This is a genomic window from Gammaproteobacteria bacterium (assembly GCA_016765075.1).
Classification (GTDB): Bacteria; Pseudomonadota; Gammaproteobacteria.
The window spans coordinates 23,949-31,300 of the sequence record JAESQP010000086.1; the positions used below are offsets into that span (position 1 = coordinate 23,949).

8 protein-coding genes are annotated in these 7,352 nt (G+C 43.4%); all 8 read right to left on the reverse strand.

Annotation, left to right across the window (positions count from 1 at the left end; genetic code table 11):
* Window positions 1-31 precede the first annotated feature (31 nt).
* Window positions 32-1,114 (reverse strand): mechanosensitive ion channel family protein, encoded by a 1,083-nt coding sequence (locus JKY90_05105; GenBank protein ID MBL4851643.1) that lies wholly within the window; start codon window positions 1,112-1,114, stop codon window positions 32-34.
* A gap of 129 nt (window positions 1,115-1,243) precedes the next feature.
* Window positions 1,244-1,897 carry an HAD family hydrolase gene (locus JKY90_05110; GenBank protein ID MBL4851644.1) on the reverse strand — a complete coding sequence of 218 codons (654 nt, stop codon included), beginning with the start codon at window positions 1,895-1,897 and terminating at the stop codon, window positions 1,244-1,246.
* Window positions 1,898-2,195: 298 nt separating this feature from the next.
* Window positions 2,196-3,236 carry a beta-N-acetylhexosaminidase gene (gene nagZ / locus JKY90_05115; protein MBL4851645.1) on the reverse strand — a complete coding sequence of 347 codons (1,041 nt, stop codon included), beginning with the start codon at window positions 3,234-3,236 and terminating at the stop codon, window positions 2,196-2,198.
* A gap of 6 nt (window positions 3,237-3,242) precedes the next feature.
* Complete coding sequence (locus tag JKY90_05120; GenBank protein MBL4851646.1) at window positions 3,243-4,046, reverse strand: ABC transporter permease; 804 nt, start codon at window positions 4,044-4,046, stop codon at window positions 3,243-3,245.
* Window positions 4,043-4,969, reverse strand: coding sequence for an ABC transporter permease (locus tag JKY90_05125; protein MBL4851647.1), 927 nt, complete (start codon window positions 4,967-4,969; stop codon window positions 4,043-4,045). The genes JKY90_05120 and JKY90_05125 overlap by 4 nt, the downstream gene beginning before the upstream one ends.
* 7 nt (window positions 4,970-4,976) lie before the next feature.
* On the reverse strand, window positions 4,977-5,468 hold the full coding sequence (locus tag JKY90_05130) for a L,D-transpeptidase (GenBank protein MBL4851648.1): 492 nt from the start codon (window positions 5,466-5,468) through the stop codon (window positions 4,977-4,979).
* Entirely contained in the window at window positions 5,465-6,997 is a 1,533-nt protein-coding gene (locus JKY90_05135; protein ID MBL4851649.1) for an ABC transporter substrate-binding protein, read from the reverse strand. Before JKY90_05135 ends, JKY90_05130 begins: the two co-directional genes overlap by 4 nt.
* Window positions 6,998-7,178: 181 nt before the next feature.
* On the reverse strand, window positions 7,179-7,352 hold a 174-nt coding region (locus JKY90_05140), incomplete at its 5' end, for a DUF4411 family protein (protein MBL4851650.1).

Genomic DNA, 7,352 nt, shown 5'->3' on the forward strand with positions numbered 1-7,352 from the left:
TGACTACTTTCTAAAACAATAAAACTTGATACTATGATTGATCAATTGCTATTTCATCAGGCACATGCAAGGTAGAGGTTGGAAAGGCAATTTCAGCACCATGATCACTGATAATTTTCTCTACTCGTAGCAATATGTCATGTTTAATTTCATGAAAACGTATCCATTTTGTGGTGTGAGTAAAGGTGTAGATAAAGAAATCCAGTGATGAGGGTGCAAAACTATTAAAGTTAACGATCATGGTTTGGTTATTATCGATTTCGGCATGATCAATTAACATTTGCTTCACATCACTGACAATAACATCCATTTTCGCTGCATCATCATAACGAATGCCGATAGTTTCCTTGATGCGGCGATTCGACATACGCGAGGGGTTTTCTACCGAGACGATAGTAAATACAGAGTTAGGTACATATAAGGGTCGTTTGTCAAAAGTACGAATACGTGTGACGCGCCAACCAATATGCTCAACGGTGCCTTCAATTTCACGGTCAGGTGAACGTATCCAGTCACCAATAGCAAACGGGCGATCAAGATAAATCATAACGCCACCGAAAAGATTGGCTAATAGATCTTTTGCTGCAAAACCAATGGCAATCCCCCCTACCCCACCAAAGGCGAGCACACCGGCAATGCTATAACCAAACGTTTGTAGAATAACCAGGGCTGTAGTGATAACAACAGCGATGCTAAGTAATTTACCAATGGCGCGCACAGTCGTTTCATCAACGGGGTCTTTCCTGTTTTTGCTGATAATGTTGCCTTCTGCGTTATTAATAAAACGCAAAAGAAACCAAGCGATGAGGACCATGACCAGTACGTCTCTAATCGATCCTACCGCCTTAAAAATAGGTACTTCAGCATGTGACTGGATAATCGAAATGGCAAGACTGATACCAAGTACCCAGATCAACGCGGTAGCAGGACGACGTAGTGCGTCGACAAGGGCATCATCCCAAGGATTTTTGGTTTTTTGTAAGCGCCGGTAAACCTTATTGAAGACACGGCGCTGGATATAGGCTGCAACCAGGGTAATAAAAACAACAACAAAGACCTGATTAATCCAGTTATTCCAGGTCCAGTTTTGAAATTGACTTAAAAGCTCTTCCACTATAATTAACTCTTAGATTTTTGAAAAAAATAAAATTTGACCATGCCAGTCAACCCAAATATTTTATAAATTTACTTACAAACCTTTACAGAGACTTGTCAAAGCTCAATGGTCTTATTAGCTGTTTTACTACAAATCATGACTTAACTCTAATAAATCTTTGTAACAGCCTAAAGCATTTTCGTGCTTCGCAACACCTACTAATACACAATCAATGCCCGCCGCCGATGCCCCACCAAGGTCTCTACGAATGGAATCCCCTATTACTAAACATTTTTCCTTCTTTATGCCAAGCTGCTTTACCACAAGATCAAATGGCTTTGGGGATGGTTTAACCATCCCGTGATCTGAGGAAAATGAGGACGCAGAAAACAATTTATCAATTCCCACTTCTTTAAATAAAGTAAGCCATGTTGTTTTGGGCGCCCAAATATCAATTACAACAGCTAATTTATAGCTTTGGCTTAACTTATGGAGCACATCAATATATTCAACAGCAATATTGCCAATTTCATGATGAGCAAAGGTTTTCACTATTTTTGAAACCTCCTCCATCGATAATTTTTTCTCCACAACATTATTGATTGTTTGCTCCACCGTTGGAAAGCTATGCCTGTAATTTTCATTCGGGTATCGTTCCTCTAAATACGTATAAACCGATCTGATAATTCTATTAACTTCTCTTCCTGAGAGAGAGCCACTAATTTTTCGATAATATTTAGAAAAATCTTCCGAACTGCCAAAGTTATCTTCGCCAAACATAAATGTACTGTTCATATCCAATAACAATGCTGATTTATTTGAATACATGAAAATCCCTTTAACAGCTAAGGAACCTCTGATTTATTCTGGGACAGCGGGATTATGCTTGAACCATATATATAAAAGGGCCAGATCGAGGCGCGAACCGCAGGCAATAGCGGGGCTATTAGCAAGATTCGTAACGAAGAACTGGGATATTTCAGGTGCAAGGTCGTGTTCCATGAATAAATCAGAGGTTCCCTAGCAAGCCACTGAGAAAATATTTTCTGTGCAACAAATGAACAAGCGAGGTGACACATCACTTCATAAAATATCCAGGTTAAGTAAGTTGCAATGGCGGCGGCAGATCGCCCTCAAGCGCTGCTTGTGCTTGTTGCCAAAGCTGGCTACTGTGCAAGGCCTTAAGATTCATGGCTTTATGTCCATGCATGCGTGCAAAACGCGATGTCGCTAATGGATCCGGACTAAAATTTAATCTCGAAATAACATTAGCAATGGCCTTAAAGTCATTGCAAATTAAGACCATATCACTGCCTGCATCCAAAGCTTTATGAGTCCGATCAAGCATGTTGCCAGCAATACCACAGCCTTTCATACACAGATCATCACTGAAAACCACACCTTGAAAGCCAAGGCGCTTGCGCAGTATCTGCTGAATCCATACGGCTGACAGGCTCGCTGGCCACCGATCAATTTCACTATAAATAACATGCGACATCATGACGGCAGGTAAATCCGATTCAATCAAATGAGCAAAAGGTCGTATGTCTGCGTGCGCTAATGATTCAAAACTGCGCCCATCAATTGCACACTCGGTGTGGGTATCGGGACTTACTCCACCATGGCCTGGAAAGTGTTTAGCGGTAGCAGACATCCCCGCGGCTTGCATACCACGCATATAACGAAAAGCAAGCCGCGAAATGGCCTCGCTATCATGATGAAAGGCACGGTCACCAATTACCTGGCTTTTTTCGCGATCAATATCTAACACTGGCGCAAAGCTTATATCAATACCGACTGCACGTAGCTCTGCTGCCATCAACCAACCCCATTGCTCGGCCTGATATAAGGCTTGATCACGGTTAACATCATAGCGTTTACCCAGTTCTCGAATTGCAGGCAATACGCTAAAGCCTTCGCGAAAGCGTTGCACGCGACCACCCTCGTGATCGACAGCAACCAATAGATGGGGTTGTCGCAGTGTATGAATATGGGACACTAATTCTTCCAGTTGCTGCAAGGAGTCATAGTTTCGTGCAAACAAAATGACGCCACCGACAGAGGGGTGACACAATAATTCGTGCTCAGCCTTATCCAGCACAAGGCCTTTTATACCAATCATTAATGGGCCGAGTGACACGTTAATCTATTCCTGTTCTCTTATGCGCACATCAAGTTTGTCACGAATACGATCGCCTAACAGGTTGACTGCTAACACAACGAACATAATTGCCAAACCTGGCATCAGTACCATATGCGGCGCAACCAACATATAGCGCGTGCCATCACGCACCATGTTGCCCCAAGATGCAGCGGGCGGTTGCACACCAAGGCCGAGGAATGACAAACTGGCCTCTGCTAAAATGACACTGGCAATACCAAAGGTCGCTTCAACCATTAGTGGCGCCAATATCAAGGGAATCAAGTGGCGTAAGACAATAGTCGGTCGCGCCGTGCCTAAGGCGTTTGCTGCAACCACATGATCTCTGTGCTTGATGCTCATTACCTGCGCGCGAGATAAACGTGCAAAACCCACCCAACCGACAACTGACAGCGCAATCACTACATTTTCGATACCTGGGCCCATAACGCCAGCCAGGGCAATCGCTAACAAAATACCGGGGAATGCCAATAAAACATCAATGATGCGGACAATCAAATGATCGAACCAACCACCAATATAGGCACTGGTACTGCCAATTAATGTCCCCACCACTGATGAAATAATCACTACGGTGACGGCAACGGTAAACGAGACATTGGCGCCTTCGACCAAACGATCAAACAACGGCCGGCCTAAATCATCGTGACCTAACCATGTTTCACTGTTAGGCGGGGTAAGTATTGATGGCAGATCAATCTCATAAGGGCTTAAACTAAAATAAGCGCCAAATAACGCCGCAAACAGCCAAATGGCGATAATAATAATGCTGAGGCTATCGCGGATCATGATTCTCTAAGCCGCACTCTAGGGTCTAGTACGCCATAAATAAGATCTGTTATCGTGTTCACCACAACGTAGCTGACACTAATGAGTAATATACAGGCTTGTAGGACGGGGTAATCACGTTTTTGTATAGCCTCAATCGTTAGCTGGCCCACCCCTGGCCAGGAAAAAACAATTTCAGTAATCACGGCACCGCCAAGTAGTGTGCCCAATTGCAAACCAATCAGTGTGATCACTGGCAACATGGCATTACGTAAAGCGTGGCGCGATACAATTTGATAAGGGGATAAGCCTTTAGCACGCGCTGTCCGAATATAATCTTCGCCTAATACTTCAAGCAATGTTGAGCGAATCATGCGCGATAAAATAGCAGCCATAGCTGTGCCCAAGGTCAATGCGGGCAAGATGATTGATGTCGCTTGCTCTCGCCCACTGACGGGCAACCAGCCCAAACCAATAGCAAATACTAAAATCAGCAAAGGCCCCATCCAGAAGTTTGGGATAGCAACGCCCAGTAGCGAAACCGTCATAGCGCTATGGTCCCAAGCAGTATCGCGCTTTAGTGCAGCAATAATACCTAGCGGAAAAGCCAGCACTAAAGCAACCAGCAAACCTGCCAAGGCCAACTCAACGGTTGCCGGGATACGTTGCCATAACACATTGCTAATCGCTTCTTTAGAATGCAGTGAGTGACCCAAATCAAATTGCGCGAGGTTTGACAAATATTGGCCTAGTTGGGTTAATACTGGCTGGTTCAGACCTAATGCTTGCCGCAGTGCTTCTCGATCTGCCGGACGTGCCGACTCACCCAACATGACTTCGATGGGGTCACCGGGAATGAGATGAATAAAGAAAAAAACCAGGCAAGAAACACCAAGTATGACAAGACATGCACTGGCAATTCGGCTGACGAAGTAATTAAGCATATAAAGCCTACTCCGTTTCGCTGATCATGACACTTGCACCAAGGTTAACCCGATCAAACAAGGTAATAATGTCATCGTTACGCATGCGAATACAGCCATGTGACCCGAGTTTACCCATTGCTACCGTATCAGGGCTGCCATGAATATAGATATAACGGCGCATGGTATCGACATTACCCAGGCGATTATGGCTCAACTCACAACCGCTTAGCCATAGAATACGCGTCAATATCCAGTCTCGATCAGGAAAGGTTGCTGCCAAAGTTTTATCATAACGCTCACCCGTTGGGCGACGGCCAACTAATACGCTATTTTTAGACAATCCGGCACCAATTTTTGCTCTTATAATATGTTTTCCGCGTGGCGTACAACCACTGCCATTTTTCTCTCCCACCCCATTTTCCGCAGTAGAAATAAGACTTTCAAACAGCCACTTATCACCTTCGTAAAATATTAAACGCTGTCGCGGTATGCTGATGTGAAGTCGTTGCACTGTCATTGTTTTATCACCGTTTTTAGACCATCGTAGCTACCATCAATTGACATACTATAACCACTGATCGTATCACGTGACAGATACACATGGTCTTCATACCACAGTGGAATATAAGGCAAATCGTTGTGGATGATTGATTGTATCTGTTGGTAAAAATCGGCTTGCATCTCGGTATTCGACTCTAAAGCGGCCGCCTCAATCAAGTTATCAACTTGATGATTAACATAGCGGCCTCGATTAGCGCCTTCGGGTGGAAAAGCACTGCTATGAAACACATAACGAAAAATATCCGGCGACTTGATTCCGACCCAACTCAAACTGTAAATCTGAAAACGACCCGACTTAATATCACCGTAAAATGTGCCCCAATCATAGCTTTGAATATCAACTACCACACCAGCGGCTTCAAGTTGGCTTTGAATAACCGTTGCCAAACGTATGCGAAAAGGGTCGCTCGACGTCTTATAACTTAGCTCTAGTGGCTTATTTTTATCATAGCCTGCTTCGGCAAGAAGTTTTCGCGCTAATTCTGGATCATAGCTGTAAGCATTAAGCTGTGCATTGCCTGCCCAATGGTCATCACTTAATATTGTGTTAGCAGGTCTTGCTGATCCCTGAAACAAAAAGGTAATGATTTCTTGCTTGTTCAATGCATGAGCCAATGCTTGGCGCACTATAGGCTTGTTTAATTTTTGTGACTCTAAATTAAGCCCTAGATAAGTAAAGTTAGAGCCACGGCCACGCTCAACATTGATACCCACATGATGGTCAAGATACGCTACCAACTCAGGACTAATATCATTTTGCATCATATCAATTTCGCTATTGATCAGCTTGAGCACACGCGTTGTTGGATTAGGCATATGCACAAAATCGAAGCCTTGTTTATCAGAGAGGCGTTGCAACTGTAAACGTGTGGGTGATGGCTGTACCATAAACTTGAAATCACCACTGCCTATGGGCTGTTTTCGAAAATTATGTCCTGAAGCAATCAGCTCGGCAGGTAAAATAGCAATACCTAAACGACTTGGAAAAAGCGTATCGGCTTCGTTTAAATAAAAATCAATGGTAGTGTCATCGACAACATCCATTCGTACTATCACATCGAGGCTTGAGCGATGTGGTGATGCATTGACAGGATTTTTTATATATTCATAGGTTGCAGCGACATCATTGGCATTGAGTTGACGGCCATGATGAAATTGGCGATCAGGCTCGATTAATTCAAAACGATAAGTTTTTGGGTTTATCTGCTGCCATTGTGCTAATTCAGGTATGACTTGAAAATTGTTATCAAAACCAATCAAACGTTGAAACAATAAACGGTTAATTCGACTGCTAGCGGCATCAGTAGAAAAGCGTGGATCCAGCGTGACGGGCATACTTTGCAGTGCAAAGCGAATATGATCATTGTTTTGTGGAGAACAACCAAATAATACAAGCGATATAAAAAACAAGGCAAAGACAATAGTGCCTTTGTGTGGGAAGTGCTTAAGACCAGTCTTTATAAGGCTGCTTAACCAGACAAACATTGTAGTAACCTGTATCAAGTGAGACTTCTTCGCCCGCCCAGGTAACGGTCTTGCACCAGCGGCAGTTAAAAACAGAGTGTAGCAAAGCGAAATGCTACTTTTCACTGTCCGCTGAATGTTTTTTGTTAGCGGTATTTTCACACACTGCGCAACTTCCTGATTCACTGTGTAATGTATAGATTTATGAAGCATCCCAGTTTGTACTAAAGTTCATTTCCTTAATCATTTGGAAGTTATTAATGCAAGGTATGTTAAATTCGCGGCAAACATTAGGGATATGACGATTGGCTCCTTGTCTTGATGGCTTAGAACTTTCTGTTGTTACAATGCAACGATTAGATATGTCTTTAAGTGC